Annotated in this window: 20 protein-coding genes; 14 read left to right on the forward strand and 6 right to left on the reverse strand. The window is 70.4% G+C overall.

From position 1 onward, the window contains the following. The first annotated feature begins 184 nt into the window (after nt 1–184). The 5 genes from I6J71_RS03065 to I6J71_RS03085 all read left to right on the forward strand — a co-directional run bounded on the left by I6J71_RS03065 (nt 185) and on the right by I6J71_RS03085 (nt 7,372). Nucleotides 185–1,033, forward strand: coding sequence for a heme-binding protein (locus tag I6J71_RS03065; RefSeq protein ID WP_204093328.1), 849 nt, complete (start codon nt 185–187; stop codon nt 1,031–1,033). Nucleotides 1,034–1,675: 642 nt separating this feature from the next. Continuing rightward, nucleotides 1,676–1,999: an SCP2 sterol-binding domain-containing protein gene (locus tag I6J71_RS47560; RefSeq protein WP_239154395.1), complete on the forward strand. Its 324-nt coding sequence runs from the start codon at nt 1,676–1,678 to the stop codon at nt 1,997–1,999. A 624-nt stretch (nt 2,000–2,623) separates the two neighbouring features. Further along, nucleotides 2,624–6,187, forward strand: coding sequence for a transcription-repair coupling factor (gene mfd, locus I6J71_RS03075; RefSeq protein WP_204096836.1), 3,564 nt, complete (start codon nt 2,624–2,626; stop codon nt 6,185–6,187). Nucleotides 6,188–6,285: 98 nt separating this feature from the next. After that, on the forward strand, nt 6,286–7,173 hold the full coding sequence (locus tag I6J71_RS03080) for a helix-turn-helix transcriptional regulator (protein ID WP_204093329.1): 888 nt from the start codon (nt 6,286–6,288) through the stop codon (nt 7,171–7,173). Next, entirely contained in the window at nt 7,154–7,372 is a 219-nt protein-coding gene (locus I6J71_RS03085) for a DUF397 domain-containing protein (RefSeq protein ID WP_204093330.1), read from the forward strand. Before I6J71_RS03080 ends, I6J71_RS03085 begins: the two co-directional genes overlap by 20 nt. On the opposite strand, the gene I6J71_RS03090 is transcribed toward I6J71_RS03085, so the two are convergent. Further along, entirely contained in the window at nt 7,356–7,769 is a 414-nt protein-coding gene (locus I6J71_RS03090) for a hypothetical protein (RefSeq protein ID WP_204093331.1), read from the reverse strand. The two genes, I6J71_RS03085 and I6J71_RS03090, sit on opposite strands and share 17 nt — an antisense overlap. A 100-nt stretch (nt 7,770–7,869) precedes the next feature. On the opposite strand from I6J71_RS03090, the gene I6J71_RS03095 reads away from it, so the two are divergent. The 3 genes from I6J71_RS03095 to trpC all read left to right on the forward strand — a co-directional run bounded on the left by I6J71_RS03095 (nt 7,870) and on the right by trpC (nt 10,716). Then, a complete protein-coding gene (locus I6J71_RS03095) occupies nt 7,870–8,874 on the forward strand; it encodes a hypothetical protein (RefSeq protein WP_370542071.1) in 1,005 nt (334 codons plus the stop codon). Then, on the forward strand, nt 8,871–9,794 hold the full coding sequence (locus I6J71_RS03100) for a MazG family protein (protein WP_204093333.1): 924 nt from the start codon (nt 8,871–8,873) through the stop codon (nt 9,792–9,794). The genes I6J71_RS03095 and I6J71_RS03100 overlap by 4 nt, the downstream gene beginning before the upstream one ends. A 142-nt stretch (nt 9,795–9,936) precedes the next feature. Further along, the gene (gene trpC, locus I6J71_RS03105; protein ID WP_204096837.1) at nt 9,937–10,716 is read left to right on the forward strand and encodes an indole-3-glycerol phosphate synthase TrpC; all 780 of its coding nucleotides are present in this window, start codon (nt 9,937–9,939) and stop codon (nt 10,714–10,716) included. On the opposite strand, the gene I6J71_RS03110 is transcribed toward trpC, so the two are convergent. Then, complete coding sequence (locus I6J71_RS03110; protein ID WP_204093334.1) at nt 10,713–11,663, reverse strand: zinc-binding dehydrogenase; 951 nt, start codon at nt 11,661–11,663, stop codon at nt 10,713–10,715. The genes trpC and I6J71_RS03110 overlap by 4 nt on opposite strands. A 49-nt stretch (nt 11,664–11,712) precedes the next feature. Here I6J71_RS03110 and I6J71_RS03115 point away from each other — a divergent pair, with 49 nt between their 5' ends. The 6 genes from I6J71_RS03115 to I6J71_RS03140 are packed head-to-tail and all read left to right on the forward strand — an operon-like array spanning nt 11,713 to nt 16,434. Continuing rightward, nucleotides 11,713–12,345, forward strand: coding sequence for a TetR/AcrR family transcriptional regulator (locus I6J71_RS03115; protein WP_204093335.1), 633 nt, complete (start codon nt 11,713–11,715; stop codon nt 12,343–12,345). 60 nt (nt 12,346–12,405) lie between these two features. Further along, the gene (locus I6J71_RS03120; RefSeq protein ID WP_204093336.1) at nt 12,406–12,951 is read left to right on the forward strand and encodes an RNA polymerase sigma factor; all 546 of its coding nucleotides are present in this window, start codon (nt 12,406–12,408) and stop codon (nt 12,949–12,951) included. After that, nucleotides 12,948–13,730: a zf-HC2 domain-containing protein gene (locus I6J71_RS03125; RefSeq protein ID WP_204093337.1), complete on the forward strand. Its 783-nt coding sequence runs from the start codon at nt 12,948–12,950 to the stop codon at nt 13,728–13,730. The genes I6J71_RS03120 and I6J71_RS03125 overlap by 4 nt, the downstream gene beginning before the upstream one ends. Nucleotides 13,731–13,751: 21 nt before the next feature. Beyond that, complete coding sequence (locus tag I6J71_RS03130; protein ID WP_204096838.1) at nt 13,752–14,555, forward strand: ABC transporter ATP-binding protein; 804 nt, start codon at nt 13,752–13,754, stop codon at nt 14,553–14,555. Continuing rightward, nucleotides 14,552–15,880 (forward strand): hypothetical protein, encoded by a 1,329-nt coding sequence (locus tag I6J71_RS03135; RefSeq protein ID WP_204093338.1) that lies wholly within the window; start codon nt 14,552–14,554, stop codon nt 15,878–15,880. Before I6J71_RS03130 ends, I6J71_RS03135 begins: the two co-directional genes overlap by 4 nt. Beyond that, nucleotides 15,877–16,434, forward strand: coding sequence for a hypothetical protein (locus tag I6J71_RS03140; protein ID WP_204093339.1), 558 nt, complete (start codon nt 15,877–15,879; stop codon nt 16,432–16,434). The genes I6J71_RS03135 and I6J71_RS03140 overlap by 4 nt, the downstream gene beginning before the upstream one ends. On the opposite strand, the gene I6J71_RS03145 is transcribed toward I6J71_RS03140, so the two are convergent. Genes I6J71_RS03145 through efeU form a run of 4 tightly spaced genes read right to left on the reverse strand, consistent with a single transcriptional unit; the run spans nt 16,431 to nt 20,137 of the window. After that, nucleotides 16,431–16,853 carry a PPOX class F420-dependent oxidoreductase gene (locus I6J71_RS03145; protein ID WP_204093340.1) on the reverse strand — a complete coding sequence of 141 codons (423 nt, stop codon included), beginning with the start codon at nt 16,851–16,853 and terminating at the stop codon, nt 16,431–16,433. The genes I6J71_RS03140 and I6J71_RS03145 overlap by 4 nt on opposite strands. Before the next feature lie 34 nt (nt 16,854–16,887). Then, nucleotides 16,888–18,144 (reverse strand): iron uptake transporter deferrochelatase/peroxidase subunit, encoded by a 1,257-nt coding sequence (efeB, locus tag I6J71_RS03150; RefSeq protein WP_204093341.1) that lies wholly within the window; start codon nt 18,142–18,144, stop codon nt 16,888–16,890. Continuing rightward, a complete protein-coding gene (efeO, locus tag I6J71_RS03155; protein WP_204093342.1) occupies nt 18,141–19,292 on the reverse strand; it encodes an iron uptake system protein EfeO in 1,152 nt (383 codons plus the stop codon). The genes efeB and efeO overlap by 4 nt, the downstream gene beginning before the upstream one ends. Next, entirely contained in the window at nt 19,289–20,137 is an 849-nt protein-coding gene (gene efeU / locus I6J71_RS03160) for an iron uptake transporter permease EfeU (RefSeq protein ID WP_204093343.1), read from the reverse strand. Before efeU ends, efeO begins: the two co-directional genes overlap by 4 nt. Nucleotides 20,138–20,388: the final 251 nt, after the last annotated feature.

Raw genomic sequence — 20,388 nt, forward strand, 5'->3', positions numbered from 1 at the left:
GCGACCCCGACTGGAACCGTTGAGCGCCACGCGGATTCCGGCCCGTTCGGCCATTTCCGGTTGCCCTGGCTGACCCGGACCTTGCTCGAACGAGTGAACCCGTGAACCTGGATGAGCTGCCGTTCCGTGTCCGCAACGGATCCCCGAACGCGAGGATTCGTTGCCACGGAAAGGAAGTTGCGTCATGACCGCTCACGTGTTCCGCGCCGGAGCCCCCGCCGACCTGGCGACGCTGCGCTCCCTGCGCGAGCTGCCCGGCCGCTGGATGGGGCGTGGTTTCAACCTCATCGCCCGTCCCGACAAACACGACAACCAGCCGTTTTTCCTGCAGTTGAGCGCCACTCAGGAGACGCTGGAGTTCGCGCCCATCGGCGCCCCCGTGCCCAACCGCGGCTCCGCCCAGGACGACATCTTCTTCCGCGGCGTGCACTACACGCAGCAGATCAGCGACGCCGTCACGGGCGGCGCGCTGCACTTCGAGACGGGCCAGTGGATCGACGTGCCGGCCACCACCGCGCCCGCCGCGCCGGAAACCGTGGCCCGCCTCGCCACCATCCCCCACGGCGACGCCCTCCTCGCGCAGGGGCAGCCCCTGACCGTTCAGGGCGGCCCCCGCATCGACCCCGCCGACTCGACGCCCATCACCCACAGCACGGGCCAGCCCGTCACCAACGCGCAGTACCTGGCGCCCTTCACGACCACCCCGCTGCCCCCGGGCATCCCCGCGGGCGCCATCGCCAACCCGAACGTCGTCCTCACCGAGGCGATCAAGAACCAGCAGATCACCGAGACCGTCGTCCTGCCACTGTCCACAACGGACGTGATCGGCGGTTCGGCCGGCGGCATCCAGAACATCCCGTTCGTGGTCACCAACGCCAACGCGACCAGCATGACCGCGGTGTTCTGGATCGAGAAGGTCTCGGATCCGGTCCTGGGCGAGTTCCTGCAGTTGCAGTACACGCAGACGATCATCCTGAACTTCCTCGACATCGACTGGCCGCACATCAATGTGGGGACGCTCGTGAAGCAGTGAGCCGGACCGGGTGAGTGGTGTCGCGTTTGTGTCGCGATGTCAGCGTCGGGACGTCGGTGATGCTGTGCGGGTTTGGCTGAGTGGTGCCGCCTTCTGCGACAACGTCGGCGCCGGGACGTCGGTGAAGCTGGTCGGTCGAGTGGCGCCGCCTCGCGCTGCACACGAGCCTGTGGGTCAGCCCCGTCGGCACGTGTGCGGCGAGCCGGCCCGGCATCGGCGCGGTCTTGCCGCGGACAGCCGGCGTACTGGCCTGCCGTGCCGCGAACAGCCGGCGTACTTGCCTCCCTTACCACGCACAGTCGGGCCAGACCCAGCACTGGGTCGCGGAGATCATCGAGCGGCGCATCACCGATCCCACCCAGCTGCCCACAGCGGTGGCCGCACTCCCTGCCGACCCCCGCGAGTGGCAGGCGTGGCTGTCGGGGTCCGCACAGCGGATCGGGAGCGCGTGCTCCGACGACGCACTCGAAGCGCCGGTGTTCAACGCCGCGGGGGGACGAGCGGACCGGGACGCGGTTCTGGCTGTCCAGCGTCCTCAACGAGACGGTCGTCCACGGCTTCGACGCAGCCACCGCGGCGGCGGGCCGACCGGCCGACATCGACGCCGACGTCGCAGCCGCGCTCATCGGCAACCACCTCACGGTGCTCACCTCCCCCACGTGGGAGCTGCAGCGGCCCGAGTCCGCCCACGCCCTCCGGGGCACGGGGCAGACCCTGCAGTGGCTGGCCACCGACACCGGGGACGGCGAGGGCGCTTGGTTCGTCGAACGGCGGCCGGACGGGGCAACGTGGCAGCCGGGCACCCGGCAGGCCGATGTGACGGTGGCCGGCCCGGCCCGGTCTCTGCTGCTGACCTTGACCCGGCGACTTCCTCTCACCGACCGCGACGCGACCGACCTCAGCATCGACGGCGACACCACCCTCGCCCGGCACTGGCTCGACAACACCGCCCACGTCAGCGGCTGACCGCACCGAGCGCCCGGCATCACCGGTACGAGACGCCGTCATCGGGAAGCAACGGACGGCGCGCGGGACGTTCACCTTGATCGAGGGAACCGGCGAACCAGGAAGTGATCAGCAAGTCACCCGACTCGCCCGATGACGCGTCCCGGCGATTTCCGCGAAATGGTCGAGATGCTGACTTCCGAGAGCCCGCACCCAGCCACGAACTCGCCGCTTCCCTCCGGCCCCCAGGGGTCGGTTGCCTGGGCGACCGCCGGGGAGGTTGACGGGATCGACCTGTACGCCTCCTTTCGCGATCAGCGGCCGTCGTTCGGCCTGAGGGGTCGGTTGCCTGGGCGACCGCCGGGGAGGTTGACGAGATCGACCTGTACGCCTCCTTTCGCGCCCAGCCGCCGTCATCCGGCCTGAGGGGTCGGTTGCCTGGGCGACCGCCGGCGAGGTTGACGAGATCGACCTGTACGCCTCCTCACGCGCCCAGCCGCCGTCATCCGGCCTGACGGGTCGGTTGCCCGGGCGACCGCCGGCGAGATCAACGAGGCGGACCCGCGGCCCACCTTCACCACGTGGCTGGGGCACCCCCACACCACCATCCCCGGGACGTAGGCTGGGACGGTGACCGACGCTCCACTGTCCGGACTCCTCCAAGCCATCCTTCCCGACCCCGCCCTGCGCGGGGTCGTCGAGCGCGCCGGCGCCCCGCTGCTCGAGCTGCAGGGCCCCGTCACCGCGCGCCAGCTGGTCGCCGCCGCCCTGGCGGAGGACGAGAATCGCAAAGGCGCAGGTAAACCCGTCCTCGCGGTGACCGCGACGGGCCGCGAAGCCGAAGAGCTCACCGCCGCCCTGCAGGCGCTGCTCGGCCGCGCCAGAGTGGTCGACTTCCCCTCGTGGGAGACGCTGCCCCACGAGCGCCTGTCGCCGCGGGCGGACACCGTCGGGCGGCGCCTGGAGGTGCTGCACCGGCTGCACACCGGCGACGACGAGCTCAAGGTCGTCGTCTCGACGGTCCGCAGCCTCATCCAGCCCATGGCCCCCGGCCTGGGCTCGCTCGCCCCCGTCGACCTGGTCGTCGGGGAGGAGCAGAGCTTCGAAGGCCTGCTGGAACGCCTCGTCGAGCTCGCGTACACGCGCGTGGACATGGTCGAGAAGCGCGGCGAGTTCGCCGTGCGCGGCGGCATCCTCGACCTGTTCGGCCCGACGGCCGAGCACCCCGTCCGCGTCGAGTTCTGGGGCGACGAGGTCAGCGAGATCCGCGCGTTCGCCGTCTCCGACCAGCGGTCGCTGCCCGGCGAGATCCAGCGCGTCACCGCGCCGCCGTGCCGCGAGCTGCTGCTCACCGAAAGCGTCAAGGCCAAGGCCGCCGAGCTGGCGGTCACCTACGAAGCCGACGCTCACCTGGCCGAGATGCTCACCAAGCTCGCCGATGGCATCCCCGTCGAAGGCATGGAAGCCCTCATCCCGGTGCTGTGCGAAGGCGAGCTCACCCTGCTCACCGACGCGATGCCGCGCGGCAGCCACGTGCTGCTCGCCGACCCGGAGAAGATCCGCGCCCGCGCCGCCGACCTCGTGCGCACCGGCCAGGAGTTCCTCGAAGCCTCCTGGACCACGGCGGCGGCCGGGGGACAGGCGCCGATCGACCTCGGCGCTTCGGCCTACCGCGACCTCGCCGAGGTCGCCGAGCACGCCCAGGACACCAAGCGCCCGTGGTGGACGCTCACGCAGCTCACCACCGAAGATCCCGACGTCTACGTGATCGGCGTCGAAGCCGCCCCCGCCTACCGCGGCGAGTTCGATCGCGCGATGACCGACCTGCGCGCCCACGTCGCCTCCGGCGGCACCGGTGTGCTCGTCGTCGCCGGTCACGGCACGGCCAGCCGTGCCGTCGAGCAGCTCACCAGCGCCGAGGTGCCCGCCACACTGGCCGGCGACGGCCTCACCGACGTCCCGCCCGCCGGCGTCGTCACGGTCGCCTGCGGCGCCGTCGTCGACGGGTTCGTCTCACCCGAGCGCGCCCTCGTGGTGCTCTCGGAAGCCGACCTGACGGGCCGCGGCGCCACCGCCGGAACGTCCACAAAGGACCTCAACACCAAGATGCCCTCGCGGCGGCGCAACGCCGTCGACCCGCTCGCCCTCAAGGCGGGCGACTACGTGGTGCACACCCAGCACGGCATCGGCCGCTTCGTGGAGATGGTGCAGCGCACCGTCGCCGGCGCCACGCGCGAATACCTGCTGCTCGAATACGCCTCCTCCAAGCGCGGCCAGCCCGGCGACCGCCTGTTCGTGCCCACCGACCAGCTCGACGAGATCTCCCGCTACGTCGGCGGCGAGCTGCCCACGCTCAACAAGCTCGGCGGCTCCGACTGGAAGAACACCAAGGCCAAGGCCAAGCACGCGGTCAAGGAGATCGCCGCCGAGCTCGTGCAGCTCTACGCCGCCCGCCAGGCCGCGCCCGGCCACCCGTTCGGCCCGGACACGCCGTGGCAGAGCGAGCTCGAAGACGCGTTCCCGTTCACCGAGACCAACGACCAGCTCGCCGCCATCGACGAGGTCAAGTCCGACATGGAACGCGGCGTCCCCATGGACCGGGTGATCTGCGGCGACGTCGGCTACGGCAAGACCGAGATCGCCGTGCGCGCCGCGTTCAAGGCGGTGCAGGACGGCAAGCAGGTCGCCGTGCTCGTGCCCACCACCCTGCTCGCGCAGCAGCACCTCAACACCTTCACCGAGCGCATGCAGTCGTTCCCGGTCACCATCAAGGGCCTTTCGCGGTTCACCCACAAGACCGAGTCCGACGCGATCATGCAGCAGCTCGCCGACGGTGAGGTCGACATCGTCATCGGCACCCACCGCCTGCTCCAGACGGGCATCCGCTACAAGGACCTCGGCCTCGTGATCGTCGACGAGGAGCAGCGCTTCGGCGTGGAGCACAAGGAACACATCAAGGCGCTGCGGACCCACGTCGACGTGCTCACCATGTCGGCCACGCCCATCCCGCGCACGCTGGAGATGTCGCTCGCCGGCATCCGCGAGATGTCCACGATCCTCACGCCGCCGGAAGACCGGCACCCGATCCTGACCTACGTCGGCTCCTACGACGACAAGCAGGTCGGCGCCGCCATCCGCCGCGAGCTCCTGCGCGACGGCCAGGTCTTCTACGTCCACAACCGCGTCTCCTCGATCGAGAAGGCCGCCAAGCGCATCCGCGAGCTGGTGCCGGAGGCGCGCGTGGTGACGGCGCACGGCCAGATGAACGAGGACAAGCTCGAAAAGATCATCCAGGGCTTCTGGGAAAACGAGTACGACGTGCTCGTCTGCACCACGATCGTCGAAACCGGCCTCGACATCTCCAACGCCAACACCCTCATCGTCGAACGCGGCGACCTGCTCGGCCTGGCCCAGCTCCACCAGCTGCGCGGGCGTGTGGGCCGGGGCCGCGAACGCGGGTACGCCTACTTCCTGTACCCGCCGGAAGCGCCGCTGACGGAGACCGCCCACGACCGGCTCGCGACGATCGCCCAGAACACCGAACTGGGCGCGGGCATGGCCGTCGCCATGAAGGACCTGGAGATCCGCGGCGCCGGCAACATCCTCGGCGCGGAGCAGTCCGGCCACATCGCGGGCGTCGGCTTCGACCTGTACGTGCGGCTCGTCGGCGAAGCCGTCGACGCCTTCCGCCGCCACGCCGGCGCCGAGCCCGCGGAAGAGGAGGAACTCGCCGAAGTCCGCGTGGACCTCCCCGTCGACGCCCACATCCCCCACGACTACGTCGAAGGCGAGCGCCTGCGCCTGGAGGCCTACCGCAAGATCGCGGCCGCGCCCGACACCGCCGGTCTGGAGGCCGTGCGCGAGGAACTCGTCGACCGCTACGGCGAACCGCCCTCGCCCGTCAACCGGCTGCTCAGCGTTGCGGCCTTCCGGCACGCCTGCCGCGCGGCGGGTGTCACGGAGGTCGCCGTGCAGGGCAACACGATCCGGTTCGCGCCCCTGCCGCTGGCCGATTCGCAGCTGGTGCGGCTGAAGCGCTTGTACCCCAAGGCGTTGTACAAGGCCGTGACCAACACCGTGTCCGTGCCGAAGCCGACGGAAGGCCCGGCCGGCGGCCGCATGGGCGCCCCGACGCTGCGCGACCAGGAACTGCTCGACTGGTGCACGCGCCTGCTGGCCCAGCTCACGAAGACGCCCGCCGCCGCGTGATCCGCTGCGGCGTACCCGGCTGGTGACACCGCGCCTCTTCGGGCGAACCACCAGCGCGAACGGTGGAGCGGAAGCGGTTTCGGCCGTACTCTCCGCTCATGCTTGATCGCCCGACGACCGTGCGCAGTCGCCAGCTGGGTGCCCGCCTCCGCGAGCTGATGGCCGAGCACCGCTGGGGAGTGCGGGAAATGGCGCGGCGCCTGGACTGGCCGCCCACCCGCATCTCCAACATGTTCAACGGACGCCGCGGCGGCAAGTACCTCGACGTCGTCCAGATGCTCACGGTCATGGGCGTGGTCGGCGACGAGGCCGCCGAGCTGTACGCGCTGTGCGAAGACCTCGACGAGCCCGGGTTGCTGGAGACCTACCCGAACCTGCCGGCGCAGGTGAAAACGTTGGTGTGGCACGAAGAACGCGCCACTGCGATCTCGGCCTATCAGGGCACGATCGTGCCGGGCTTGCTGCAGACCTCGGACTACGCCCGAGCGCTGATCAACGAAACCGGAAACGTGCCGCTGCAGGATGATGTTGATGAGCGAGTGTTTGCTCGAATGTCACGACAGGTCATCCTGTCGAAGCGCCCGCTGGTGACCTTCGAGTTCTTCATCCATGAGTTCGTGGTGCGGCTGCCAGTCGGGCAAGGGGACAAAGCGGTGATGTCCGGCCAGCTGCACCAGTTGCTGCAGCTGTCGGTGCGATCGAACATCTCAATCCGGATCGTGCCGGTGGCGGCTGGTGGCCATCCCGGAGTGTCAGGCCACTTTCAGCTGATCAACTCCGACAAGTTCCAGCCCGTCGCATACATCGACAGTGAGATCACATCGCTATTTCTTGAGAAGGCGGAGGAGATCGAGGTCTACCAAGGTGTTCTCGAACGTCTTGGTGCGCTTGCGCTCGGTGAGGCAGAATCGAGGGAGCTTGTCGCCAGATTGGCGACAGACCTCTACTCACCTGGAGCGCAGCGGGATGTCCCTCGAATGGCGTAAGAGCAGCTATAGCTCGAACGGCGGCGATTGCGTCGAGGTCGGCTGGCACAAGAGCAGCGACAGCAGCAATGGCTCTGCGTGTGTGGAGGTTGCGACCGCTCCCTCTGAGGTGCTGGTCAGGGACACGAAAGACCGCGAGTCCGGCCACCTCACCGTCCCCGCGGTCGCCTGGCATGAGCTGCTCAGCCGGTTGAGCTGAGCTGGAACATCGGCGGCTCGCCTGTCGCCAGCTGCAAACGGACTTCCTCTTTCGGCGTAGGCAGCGCGCCCGCGCCCGCCATGGGCAGGGGCCTCGGGTGCCGGGGCTCGCGGGAGCCCGTGCCGCCACCGCGGCCGTTGTAGACGAGCAGTCCGCGTTCGGGGTCGGGGACCGCGTCGAGGGCGGCCGTCACGGCGGGCAGGTGCTTGAAGCGGTCGCGTTGCCGCTCGTCGGCGAACTCGATCTCGAGCGTGACGCCCCAGCGGTGGACGTGCCACGTCCACTGTTCGGCGCCGTGGGTGAGGGCGGCCTCGGTGAGGTTGTCGCCGTGCGCGCGTTGCCAGCTGTGCGCGGAAAACTCCCCGTCGAGGACCTCGATCGACAACCAAGAGTCCATATGTCGACAATAAGCCGTCGCGCACCACGATGGTGTTGCGTTTCGGGGACGGGCGTGTGAGAGGGTATGGCCTGTGATGCGGATCATGGGGCGCCCTAGCGTGGGAAAACGGACTAGCGCGCTGGTAACCGTCGTTTCCGGTGCACTCCTGCTCGCCGGGTGCGGCGCCGGGCCCAGCCAGGTGACCACCGCGGCGGTCATCGACGGTCAGGTCACCACCATCGACCAGGTGCAGAACCTGATCGACAAGACCGTGCGCGAGCAGCCGTACGCGCAGCAGCTCGCCGCGCAGCACAAGCTCGACCTCGTGGGCCGGGAGATCCTGCGCCAGGAGGTGCTGCACGCCGTCGTGCAGAAGGCCGCGCAGAAGGAAGGCCTCACCGCCGACCCGGCCACCATCTCCGCCGCGCTGGCCCAGGGCGACCCGCTCGCCGGGCAGATGCCGGAGAACCTCGCGCAGGACCAGCCCGCGGCCGTGACGCAGCTCGTGCAGCGGGCGCGTGACCACCGCGAGGCGCTCACCGACCTCTACCTGGAGCAGCAGCTCACGGCGAAGTACCTGCCGAAGCTGTCGGTGAGCTTCGACTTCACGAGCGTCGGGGCGCCGACGGCGGACAGCGAGACGCCGGCCATCGACCCGGCCACCGCGCGCAGCGAGGCGCTGGCGAAGGCTGAGGCGTACGCCGCGAACCCGGCGGCGCTCCAGGCGGATCTGGCCAAGGGCGTTCAAGGCAACGTCGGACAGCAGGCGGCGGCGATCTCGTCGCCGGGTGACGCGGGCACCGCGCTGTTCGGCGCACCGGCCAACTCGGTCATCGCGTTCCAGCCCAACCCGGAGTCGGAGCCGGCGTGGTGGGTCACCGCCGTCGTGAAGCAGCGGACGACGGACAAGCCGGTCTCCACGGACCAGGCGCAGCAGCCGACGCCGGACCAGATCGGGGCCATCGGGGTGCGGATGCTGCAGCAGTACGTCGGCGACGTCGACTACAAGATCAACCCGCGCTACGGCGTGTGGGACCCGGTGGGCATGGACCTCGCGGCCAACGCGAACAGCGTGCAGGGTGTCGTGCTGCCGGTCCGGGGACCGTCGCCGGCTCAGCCGTGACCGGTTCCGTGGTGGTGGTTGCCCATGGGGCGACCGTCCCGGCCGCAGCGGTCGGGCTGCTGCGCAGCTCGGCGGTGTACGCGGCTTCGGACGTCGACGCTTCGGTGTTCGGCGTGCCGCCCGTGACGGAAGCGCCGGTGGGGCGCGAGTTCGTGCTCATCGCCGGCTCCGTGCGGGAACCGACGGCGGCGGCGTTGATCGCCGCCGGAGCGTCCGTGGTGGCGGCGCCGGTGCCGCCGTTGCTGGAAGCGGCGGAGGTCATGGACACGCTGCGCTCGCCCGGCGGCTGCCCGTGGGACGCGGTGCAGACGCACGAATCGTTGCGCCAGTACCTCGTCGAGGAAACCTACGAGCTGCTCGACGCCATCGAGGAGAACGACCGCGAGGCGCTGCGCGAAGAACTCGGCGACGTGCTGCTGCAGGTGCTCTTCCACGCGCGCGTCGCGGCCGAGGACGCGGTGGACCCGTTCACGATCGACGACGTCTCCCGCGCCTTGGTGGCCAAGCTCGTCGGCCGCCACCCGGCCATCTTCGCCGACGCGGACCACGTCGCGACGGCCGAGCGCCAGGAGCTCAAGTGGGAAGAGCTGAAGCAGGCGGAGAAGCAGCGCCGGTCCATTGTGGACGGCGTGGCGCTCGGCCAGCCGGCTGCCGCGCTGGCGGGCAAGCTCGGTCAGCGCAGCGGGCGCGCGGGCATTCCGCTGGACCTCTTCCCGGCGGGCTCGGCCGCGGCGGCACAGCTGTTCCGCATCGCGGCCACGGCGCGTCGAGCCGGGATCGACCCGGAGGGTGAGCTGCGGGCGGTCGCGAAGAAGTTCGCGGCCGACATCCGCGCCGCGGAGCGGGCGGCGCGAGAGGCCGGAGTGGAGCCGTCGACGCTTGAAGCCGACGGGTGGCGCAAGTTCTGGCCCGCCGGCTGAGCCCGCTCCTCGGGTTGTTTCGGCCACTCGCCGTGCCCCCGGCGGTACGTCACGCGGTGATCGGGCTTACTCTCGCGTGCTTTTGCGGCGGCTGCGGCCGACGATGGTGGTGTTGTCGGCAGGGAGGAAGCGCGTCGTGGGTCTGGGTGTGCTGAAGGGCATCCTCGAGGGTGTCGTCGAAGATCTGGAGGAGCGCAAGCGCGCGACCCCGCTGGCCGAACTGCAGGCCCGTGTACGCGATGTGGCGCCGGCGCGTGATCCGCTGCCCGCGTTCCGCGCGCCCGGCGTGTCGATCATCGCCGAGGTGAAGCGCAAGAGCCCGAGCAAGGGCGAGCTGGCCGACATCGCGGACCCCGCGTCGCTGGCGGCCCAGTACGAGCAGGGCGGTGCGGCGGCGATCAGCGTGCTCACTGAGAAGCGTCGTTTCGGCGGTTCGCTGGCGGATCTGGACGCGGTGCGCGCGCGGGTCGGCGTTTCCGTGCTGCGCAAGGACTTCATCGTCGACCCGTACCAGCTGTGGGAGGCGCGGGCGCACGGGGCGGACCTGGCCCTGCTGATGGTGGTGTCGCTGGAGGGCTCGCTGCTGGCGGACCTGCACGGCCTGGCCGTCGAGCTGGGGCTGACGCCGCTGGTCGAGTCGCACACCGCCGAGGAGCTGGACCGGGCGGTCGCTTCCGGCGCGCAGGTGCTGGGCGTCAACGCCCGCGACCTGACGACGCTGGAAGTCGACCGCACCGTCTTCAAGGAGCTGGCCCCGCAGATCCCGGCCGACCGCGTGCGCGTCGCGGAGTCCGGGGTGGCGGGTCCGGGTGACGTCGCGGAGTACCGCAGCTGGGGCGCGGACGTCGTGCTGGTCGGCGAGGCCCTCGTGCGCGCCGGCGACCCGGCGACGTCGGTCCGCGACTTCACCGCGTCCGCCTAGGGTTTCAGGACGATCCGCCCGAACACCTCACCGTCGTCCATTTTCCGGTGGGCTTCGGCGGCTTGGCCGAGCTTGAGCACTTCGTGCACGGCGGTCCTGAGCCGGTTGCGGGTCGCGGCTCGGAAGTGCTCTGCCGCGACGTCGCGCAGCTCCCGCGTGGGCACCGTGTCGGCGCTGAACGTCGCGAACGACAGCGACTGGCGGAAGTTCCGGAGCAGCTCCGCTCCGAACTCCGCGGGCGGCATCCCGCCGACCACGCCGAGGACCACGTAGCGGCCGTTGGGTGTCAGCTTGCGCAGGAACCGCCCGAGGTCCGCGCCGGCGACGAGGTCGAGGACGACGTCGAACGTGTCGTCGCCCCTGCCCTGCCGATCGAGGACGCGGTCCGCGCCCAGCTCCCGCAACCGCTCGCCGCGCCGGGCGCTCGACGTGGTGACGGCGACGGTTTCCGCGTGGTGCTGCTTCGCCAGCTGCACCGCCGCGATCCCGATGCTGCCGGCCGCCCCGCGCACGAGGACGCTCTCGCCGGCCTTGAAGTGCGCGTGCTCCAGCGCGAAGTGCGCGACCGGTCCCGAACTGCCCAGCGTCACCGCGTCCTCGGCTGCCAGCCCATCCGGCAGCGGCACCACATCACCGACCCCGGCGACCGCCCGCTCCGCATACCCACCTCCGACGCCGGTGAACGCCCAGACCCGCCTGCCTCGCCACGCCGGGTCAACCCCGTCGCCCGTTCCGGCCACGGTCCCCGCGACCTCGCTCCCGGGCAGGTGGCCGGGCTCGAACCCGTAACCCCCGAGCGTGCCCCTCCGGATCACCGCATCCACCCCGCCAACCCCGATGGCCTCGACGTCGACGAGCACCTCCCCGGCCTTCGGCTCGGGCTCCTCGACATCGACGACAACCAGGCCGTCTGCCGGCCCGAACTCCCTGATCACCACTGCTTTCATGCTCGCCGACGCTAACGGACGGGGGCGTCCGTTTCGCTAAAGTGAGAGTGTGGGCGATCATTTGACTCGGACACCGCCGCTGCGGTCCGACGCGCGCGACAACCGCGACCGCATCCTGTCCGCCGCGCGCGAGGTGTTCGCGGCCGAGGGCCTCGACGTGCCGCTGCGCGAGGTCGCCCGCCGCGCCGGCGTCGCCCCGGCGACGCTCTACCGGCACTTCCCGACGAAGGAAGCCCTGGCCGGCGAGGCCTTCGCCGACCAGCTGACCGTGTGCCGCGAGATCGTCGCAGAAGGGCTCGCCGCCGCCGATCCGTGGCAGGGTTTCCGCCTGGTCATCGAAAAGCTCTTCGACGTGCACGCCCGCGACCGCGGGTTCACCGCCGCGTTCCTCTCGAAGTTCCCGCGCGCCGTCGACTTCACCACCACGCGCGACACCGCGATCGCCGGCCTCGCCGAGCTGGCTCGCCGGGCGAAAGCGACGGGCCGGCTGCGGGCCGATTTCGTCGTCGACGACCTGGTCCTCGTCATCATGGCCAATGGCGGCATCCACGCCGCCTCGCCCGCTGCCCGCGTGGCCGCGTCCCGGCGCTTCGCCGCGCTGGCCATCCAGGCGTTCAGCACCACGCCGTCGCCTGATCCGCTGCCGCGCGGCGGCCGGCTGGCCCTCCAGCTCCGACGCTGAATGTGACGCAGCACACATTCGGGTGAGAACCGTGGGACCGTCCGCGGCGTCTTGCCCATCGTGAAGCACCCGGAACCCGACGAGGAGCACCTCCTGCGCCGCACCGCGCGGGGTGATCGGGCGGCGTTCGAGCAGTTCTACCGCCGCACGGCGCCGTGGCTGGTGGTGCGGTTGAGGCGGCGCTGCAACGACGAGCAGGTCGTCGCGGAGGTCATGCAGGAGACGTATCTGGCGGTCTGGCGCGCGGCCGGGTCGTTCGCCGGGGCGGCGGCCGGGGGCTCGGCCGTCGGCTGGGTGTGGACGATCGCGGCACGACGGCTGGTTGACGCGTTTCGGCGGCGGGCCCACCACGCGCAGCCGCCGACCGTCACGCAAGCCGACGTGATCACACCGGCAGCCGAGGACATCGCGCTGGCGGCCAGCGTCGGCGACGACGTGGGTGACGCGTTGCGCACGCTCGCCCCCGAGCTGCGGCAGGTGCTGCAGGCGATGGTGCTCGACGGGCTGTCCGTCCGCGAAACCGCCGTGCTGCTCGGGCTGCCGGAAGGAACTGTGAAAACGCGGGCGCGCCGGGCGCGGATCGCCATGCGGGAGGCACTGTCGTGAACCACGTCTCGGACCGGTTGCTCACCGGGTACGCCACCGGGCGGGATCTGCCGGGTGACGAGGTGTGGGCGACCGAAGCCCACCTGGAGAGCTGCGCGGTGTGCCGGAGCCGGCTGGCTGCGTTGACCACATCGGACGGTCTCCTCGAGACCGTGTGGAGAGAACTCCAGCCCGGCCTGGCTGCGCAGCCGCAGCCGGAACCCGGCCGGCTCAAGGCGTTCGCCCGCAGCTGGGCAACCCCGGTGATGCTGCCGTGGTTGCTGATGCTGCTGTTCGTGGGTGTCGTCGGGGTGGTGTTCGACCGCGGGTTCGCCGGCGACTTGTCGTTCGTGCAGGTGATTTCGCCGGTGCTGCCGGTGCTGGGGGTGGCGGCTTCGTGGGCGCGCGGCATCGATCCGGCGTACGAGGTGGTTGCCGCGAGTCCGCGCGCCGGTCTGGACCTGGTGCTGCGCCGGACGACGGCCGTGCTCGTGGTGGTGCTGCCCGTGCTGCTCGTGGCGGGCTGGCTCACCGGCGCGAACCTGGGTTTGGCGTTGCTGCCGAGCCTCGCGTTCACCACGGGGACGCTCGCGCTGGGTGCACTCATCGGCATCACGCGGGCGGCAGCGGCGCTGGTCGTCGCTTGGCTTGGGGTGCTGGTGGTGCCGTTGCTCGCCAGGGGTTCTTCGTTCGCGCTGCAACCGGGTGCGCTGCCGGTGTGGGGCGGGATCTTCGCGCTGACCGCGGTGGTCGTGGTGCTCCGCAGGGGCGCTTTCACCCGGCTCGACGCGCACCGCTGAGAGAAGAAGGGGATGATGGACGTGCGGTCAGTCGAAGCCGCGGAGGTCGCTCCGTCGGCCTATGCCTGGGAAATCCAGGCCGAGGGCTTGAAAGTCCGGGTCGGGCGGCGGAAAACGGCCGTCGACGGGCTGGATCTCGCGCTGGGTACGGGAGTCCACGGCCTGCTCGGGCCCAACGGGGCCGGCAAGACCACGCTGATCAGGGCACTGGCCACGGTGCTCCGACCGGCGGGGGGCAGGCTGGCGCTGCTCGGTGAGTCGGTCGGGGGACACATCGACCAGCGCCGCCTGCGCCGCCGGATCGGGTACCTGCCGCAGACGTTCGGGTACTACAAGCGGTTCACGGTGCGTGAGTTCGTCGAGTACATGGCGTGGCTCAAGGAGATGTCCAAACAGGATGTTTCCGCGGCCGTGCAACGCGCGATCGAACGCGTCGGTCTCGCCGACCGCGCCGATGACCGGCTGAAAACGCTTTCCGGCGGCATGGTCCGTCGCGTGGGCATCGCTCAGGCCATCGTGAACGACCCGCAGATCCTGCTGCTCGACGAGCCCACCGCGGGCCTCGATCCGGCACAGCGCGTGCGCTTCCGCGAGCTGATGGTGGAACTCGGGCAGGACTCGTGTGTCGTCGTGTCGACGCACCTGGTGGAAGACGTGGCGACGGCGTGCACCGACGTCGTGCTCTTCGCCGAGGGCAAGCTCGTGTTCCAGGGCACGCCGGCTGAACTGGCGGCCGCGGGCACTCCCGAGCACATCGGTGACAGCCCGATCGAGCGCGGCTATTCGGCGCTGCTGAACCACGAGCCGAGCGGGGGTGCGTGGTGAGCGTGCTGCGCATCGAACTGCGGCGCACGGTCGCGCCGTGGCTGGTGTTCCTGCTGCTGGCCGTGGGCCTCCCGTTCTTCTTCCTGTTCTCCGGGCCGTGGTGGAAGGACGCCCAGGCGTGGGATCTGCAGTGGACCCCGTCGGTCCTGTGGTCGCGTTACGCGCTTTCCCTGCTGTGGCCCATCATCGTGGCCGCCGCGGCCATCCAGGGCATGCGCGATCGCCGGTCCGGAATGGACGAGCTCCTGTCGACGACCCCGCGGCCCGCCGCGCATCGCACGGCGCAGGCCGGGTTCGCGATCGGGTTGTCCGCTGTGGTCGGTTTCCTCGTGCTCGTCGTGGTCGGCCTGGCCCAGGTCATCGTCCACGATGGCTTGTTCGGAGCTTCGTGGGTGCTGCCGCTGCTGGCCGGGATCGCGTCGGTGCTCGCCGGGCTCGCGGTGGGCCTCGCCGCCGGCCGCTTGCTGCCCCACCCGCTGACCGCGCCGGCCGCCGGCGTGGCGGCGCTGGCGGTGACCGTGGTGCTGCAGACGGCGGGTGCCGGCGGGAGCGCCGTGCAGCAGCGGCTGCCGAACTGGCTGTCGTTGCTCTCGCCGGCGGCCGCGCAGCCGCGCAGTGCCTACGTGGTGCCGGCCGTTTCGGTGTCCGTGGGGCAGCTGTGCTGGTTCCTGGGCCTGGCAGCCTCGGGGTTTCTGGTTCTCGCCGTACGTCGCTGGTTCGCGGTGCTCCCGGGCGTGGTGGGGGTGGCTGTTGCGATCGCGCTCTTCCCCGCTTCGGCGGCCGGCAACTCCACCGTCGATGCGGAAGCGGCCGCCCTCGTCTGCGACGGGCCGGTGTGCGTGACGACCCTGCACGCCGGATGGCTGTCCACTGTGTCCGGTCCGGGTAAAGCCGCGCTGGCACGGCTGGCCAAGCTGCCATCCGCTCCTTCGCGGATCGTCGAGACGACCGAATCCGAGTACGTGAGCCACCCGGGAGCGACTGATCCCGCGACGCTCGTGGTCCGGCGTGACAGCTCCTCCCTGCGCGGGCTCTCCGGTCAGGACCTCGAGTTCGAGCTCCTCGCCACTGGCCCGTCCTGTTCCGGTCTGGCCGGCGAGCTGGCGGCGCGGTACGTCGTCGCGTCCTGGCTTCTCGGTGATCTGCGCCCCCTGCCGCACGCGAACGTCTTCGGCCCCGTGACGCCGGGCTTGGTGCGTGACGCGTGGACGCGGTTGCGGGCGCTGCCCGCGGGCGAGCAGTTTGCCCGCGTCTCCGCCGCGCGCCAGGCGCAGCAGTCGTGCACCGGCGACCCGTACGCGTTGCTCGTGGGGAAGTCGCGATGAGGTGGCTGACGCTCTACGTCCGCTCACGGGCGCTCGGACCGTCGCTGGCCGCGCTGGTCCTGTGCACGGCTTTGGTCCGGGTGGCCGCGGGGGGTGATTGGTCGGTGCTGTTCGCGTCGCTCACCCTCGCCGCGGCTGTGTCGGTCGCCGCCGTGGGACTGTCCGGCCAGGACGTCGACCTCGACCGCACGGCCGCCTTCGGCTGGCTGCCGCGCCGGCTCGGGCACCTGCTGCTGGTCGGCGTCCTCGCGGCGCTCGTGCTGCTGGCCGTGCAAGTCTCCCTCGCCGTCGCCACCACCGTGATCGTGCGCGACGCCCTCGGCCTCACCGGCCTGGCCGGCCTCGCCGCCACCCTCTTCGGCGGCCAGTTCGGCTGGACGCTCCCTCTACTGTGGACCGTCGTCGCCCTGTCCACCCCGCCGGATCCCCCGGCGCTGCACCACGTGGTGGCGTGGCCGCTGCAACCCCCGGACACGGCGGTGGCGTGGTGGGTGGCGGGTGTGTTGTTCGCGGTGGGCGTGGGGGCGTATGCGGTGCGGGGTGCCCGTCGTTAGTCCCGGCGCACCACATCGCGGTTGTTCGACCGCGTTTCCATCGGTGGCTTGTCCGGGTCGTCGATGCCGAAGCTGATGATCCGTTCCGGGTGGATGCGGATCACGGCCCCGTCGAGGTGGCCGTCAGGCTCGAAGGCGGCGGGCAGGACCTCCGCGCGGCCGCGGACTTCCAGGAACCGCACGCGCATCGGGTCGAGGGAGGGGCGGTCGTCGACCACGAAGGCGGCGCGGTGGTTGGCGGCGGCGTTGCGGTATTTGCGGCTGGCCGCCAAGCCCGCGCCGGTGATGTCCAGCGACGGGATCGACGGGTTGTACGTGAAGGCGACCGGGTTGACCTGCAGGGTGCCGTCCGGCTGCTGGGTGGCCAGGCGGCCGAGGTCTTGGGTCGTCAGGTACTCGATTTCGGCGGGTGTGAACATGAACTCCACGATGCGAGTTCAAGTGCACTTGAAGTCAAGCGAACAGGCCGTCGCCCCAGTTGCCCGTGGGGGAGACGCCCGGGGGGATGGCGAAGTGCGCCGAGCCGGTGTGCTGGATGTACTCCATCATCGCGTCCTTCGAAGACAGCGCCTGCTGCATCGGCACGTACTGCTTGCGCGTGTCGCGGTTGAAGGCCAGGAAGAACAGGCCCGCCTCGAGGTGGCCGACGCCGTCGGAACCGTCGACGAAGTTGTAGCCGCGGCGCAGGATGCGGGTGCCGTTCAACGTCTGGTGCGAGGCCAGGCGGATGTGGGCGTCTTCGGCGATGAGCGGCACGCCGCCGGCGCCGCCGACGCCCAGGTCGACCTCGTCGAACTCGGCGGTCTGGCCCAGCGGCGCACCGGAACCCTTGGTGCGGCCGATGATCTGCTCCTGGCCCTCGAGCGGCTCCCGGTCCCACGTCTCGATGTGCATGCGGATGCGCCGCGCCACCAGGTACGTGCCGCCCGCCATCCAGGCCTGCCCGTCACCCGCCTCGGCCCACACCTCGTCGCGCAGGATGTCGGTGTCCTCGGCCTTGATGTTGTTCGTGCCGTCCTTGAAGCCGAACAGGTTGCGCGGCGTGGCCTGCGAACGCGACGTCGACGCGCTGCGCCCGAACCCGAGCTGCGACCAGCGCACCTCCGCGACACCGAACCCGAGCCGCGCGAGGTTGCGAACAGCGTGCACAGCCACCTGCGGGTCGTTGGCGCACGCCTGGATGCACAGGTCGCCGCCGGTGCGGGCGGGGTCGAGCTTGTCCTTCGGGAACAGCGGCAGGTCGATCAGCTGCGGCGGCCGCTTCGCCGCCAGGCCGAACCGGTCGTCGAACAACGACGGGCCGAACCCGATCGTCAGCGTCAGGTCCGAGGCCGGCAGGTCCAGCGCCTCACCCGTGTCCCCGGGCGGGGCCTCGGCCGCGCCACCGACCGCACCGTTCGGCACGACCTCCTGGCCGGCCGTCATCCGCCGCGCCGCGTTGGTCCACGTGCGCAGCAGCTGCCGCAGCTCGCCGACGTCCGAAGTGGTCACGTCGAACGCCGCGAAGTGCAGGTTCTGCTGGGTCGGCGTGACGATGCCGGCCTGGTTCGCCCCGTGGAAGTCCACAGTGGTCACCGCGGCCTGCGCCGGGGAATCTCCGACCCGGTCGAAGCCCACCCCGGCCGCGGCACCGGCGCCGGCCAGCGCGACGCCCGCCCCGGCCAGTCCGAACAGCTTGCGACGAGAGACGCGGGTGCCGTCTTCACTCACTGGGACACAACCTCCGCGACCTTGCTCAGCGGCTCGCTCAGCGCGTCGACCGCCGAGGCGAACGCCTTGATCTCGTCCTGCGACAGCTGGTTGTAGTACTTGAACCCGTCACCGCTGCGCGTCTTGTCCAGCAGCGACTGCACGTTGGCGAACTGCTTGTCCAGAGTGGACACCAGTGCCGGGTCGCGCTGCTGCAGGATCGGCCGCAGTGAGGCGATCGCGCCCTTCGAACCGTCCACGTTGGCCTGGAAGTCCCACAGGTCGGTGTGCGAGAAGGTCTCCTCCTCGCCCGTGATCTTGCCGGTGGCGACCTCGTCGAGCAGGCCCTTCGCGCCGTTGGCGAGGTCGAGCGCGCTCAGCTGCAGCGTCTTGGTCTTGGCGACCAGGTCCTTGACGTCGGTGAGCAGCTTGTCGGCGACCTGCGAGCTGTCTGGCTTGAGGCCGGTGACCCACAGGTCCTTCTCCAGCCGGTGGAAACCGGTGAACTGCTGGCCCGGTTCGAGGTCGGCCTCGCGCACGTCGATCGCCGGGTCGAGGTCGCCGAACTTCTCCGCGACGGGCTCGATGCGCTCGTAGAACACGCGCGTCGGCGCGTACTCCGCCTTGGCCTCGTCGAGCTTGCCGGCCTTGACGAGGTCGACGAACTTCGCCGTTTCAGTCTCCAGCGCCGCGCTGTTGTTCGCGACGTAGGTGGCGTAGCTCTTGGTGGCTTCGGCCTTCTGCGCGTTGGTGTCGCCCTGCTTCTGCGCGCCGCCGGTGATGGTGAAGTCACCTCGGATGCCGTCGCCGACCATGCCCGGCTTGCACGCCGTCTGGTACTTGCCGGCGTCGGGGACCTCGACGATGAGCCGCCGGTTCAGGCCGGGCGCGATGTTCTCGACCTCGCCCATGATCCGGTCGCCCTCGGCGTAGAGGTAGAACTCGGTGACCTTGGTGCCCTTGTTGGTGATCTCGAACGTCACGTTGCCCGCGTTGGCCGTTTTCGTCGCGACCGTGCACGACGTGTCCGACGCCTCGACCTTGATCGGCCCACCCGGGGCGGAGCCGCCCGACGCGGAATCCTTGCTGTCGCACGCGGACAGGGCCAGCACAGCGCCGACTCCGGCCACGAGGGCCAGCGGGGTTCGGGGGGAAAGGGGCACGGTCACTCCTTGACAGCGGCCGTAGCGGCTTCAGCCGTGACGGTCTTCTTCTTGGTGGGCTTGAGGAACAGCGGCAGCACGATGACGACGTACGCGACCCAGGCAGTCGCCTGCAACACGGTGGTCTGCTGCGAGTAGTTGAAGATGCCCTTGAGCAGCGCGCCGTACCACGAGGTCTCCGGCAGCGCGCTCGACGCGTCGAACGCGAGCGTGGTCAGGCCCGGCAGGAACTGCGCCTCCTGCAGGTCGTGCAGGCCGTAGCCGAGCACGCCGGCGGCGACGAACACCAGCAGTACACCGGTGACGGTGAAGAACTTCGCGAGGTTGAACCGCACGGCGCCGCGGTAGAGCAGGTACGCGATCACGACCGCGGCCGCGATGCCCACCACGAACCCGATGAGCGGCTGGATCGTGTCCGACTGCGCGGTCTGCACGGCGGAGTAGAAGAACACGGCCGTCTCGAGACCTTCGCGGCCGACGGCGAGGAACGACAGCAGCAGTACGGCAGCGGGGCCGACCTTGAGCGCGTCCTCCATTTTGCCGCGCAGCTCCGCCGCGATGTGGCGCGACGCCTTGCGCATCCAGAAGATCATCGCCGTCACGAACCCGACCGCGACGATCGAGAGGCTGCCGCCGAGCAGCTCCTGGTGCTCGAAGCTCAGCTGCGCCGTGCTGTAGGTCAGGATCGCGCCGACGGCCACCGACAGCAGCACCGCCGCGCCGACGCCGGGCCACACGAACTTCAGCGCGGGGCGGCGATCTGTCTTCACGAGGAACGCGACCAGGATGCTGACGACAAGGGCCGCCTCGAGACCTTCGCGCAACCCGATGAGCGCGCTCGAAAACACCACTGCTCCGACCTCCTTGGCGTACCCGGACGAGATGTTTTTAGGTAAGCCTTGCCTGTAAGTCCAGAGGAGCGTACGCCTGCGCGTGCGCGATGATCCGGGCAAAACGGACTGGATGCCGGAGTTAGGTTAGGGTAACCGCAGGTCAGGGCGGTGAACGGCGGCTCGATAACAAATTGTGTGACGTCGGCTGCTCGGGCTGCTGAGTTAACTGTCCGCTTGCCTTTCACCTGGCCGAGCGGGCGACGCGCGTT

It is taken from the genome of Amycolatopsis sp. FDAARGOS 1241, from assembly GCF_016889705.1.
GTDB lineage: Bacteria > Actinomycetota > Actinomycetes > Mycobacteriales > Pseudonocardiaceae > Amycolatopsis.

Coding starts and splice junctions, on each gene's coding strand:
- I6J71_RS03085 (WP_204093330.1), top strand. CDS start 7,154: ATGTCCCTCGAATGGCGTAAGAGCAGCTATAGCTCGAACGGCGGCGAT.
- I6J71_RS03080 (WP_204093329.1), top strand. CDS start 6,286: ATGCTTGATCGCCCGACGACCGTGCGCAGTCGCCAGCTGGGTGCCCGC.
- I6J71_RS03065 (WP_204093328.1), top strand. CDS start 185: ATGACCGCTCACGTGTTCCGCGCCGGAGCCCCCGCCGACCTGGCGACG.
- I6J71_RS03090 (WP_204093331.1), bottom strand. CDS start 7,769: ATGGACTCTTGGTTGTCGATCGAGGTCCTCGACGGGGAGTTTTCCGCG.
- I6J71_RS03140 (WP_204093339.1), top strand. CDS start 15,877: ATGAGGTGGCTGACGCTCTACGTCCGCTCACGGGCGCTCGGACCGTCG.
- I6J71_RS03110 (WP_204093334.1), bottom strand. CDS start 11,663: ATGAAAGCAGTGGTGATCAGGGAGTTCGGGCCGGCAGACGGCCTGGTT.
- I6J71_RS03145 (WP_204093340.1), bottom strand. CDS start 16,853: ATGTTCACACCCGCCGAAATCGAGTACCTGACGACCCAAGACCTCGGC.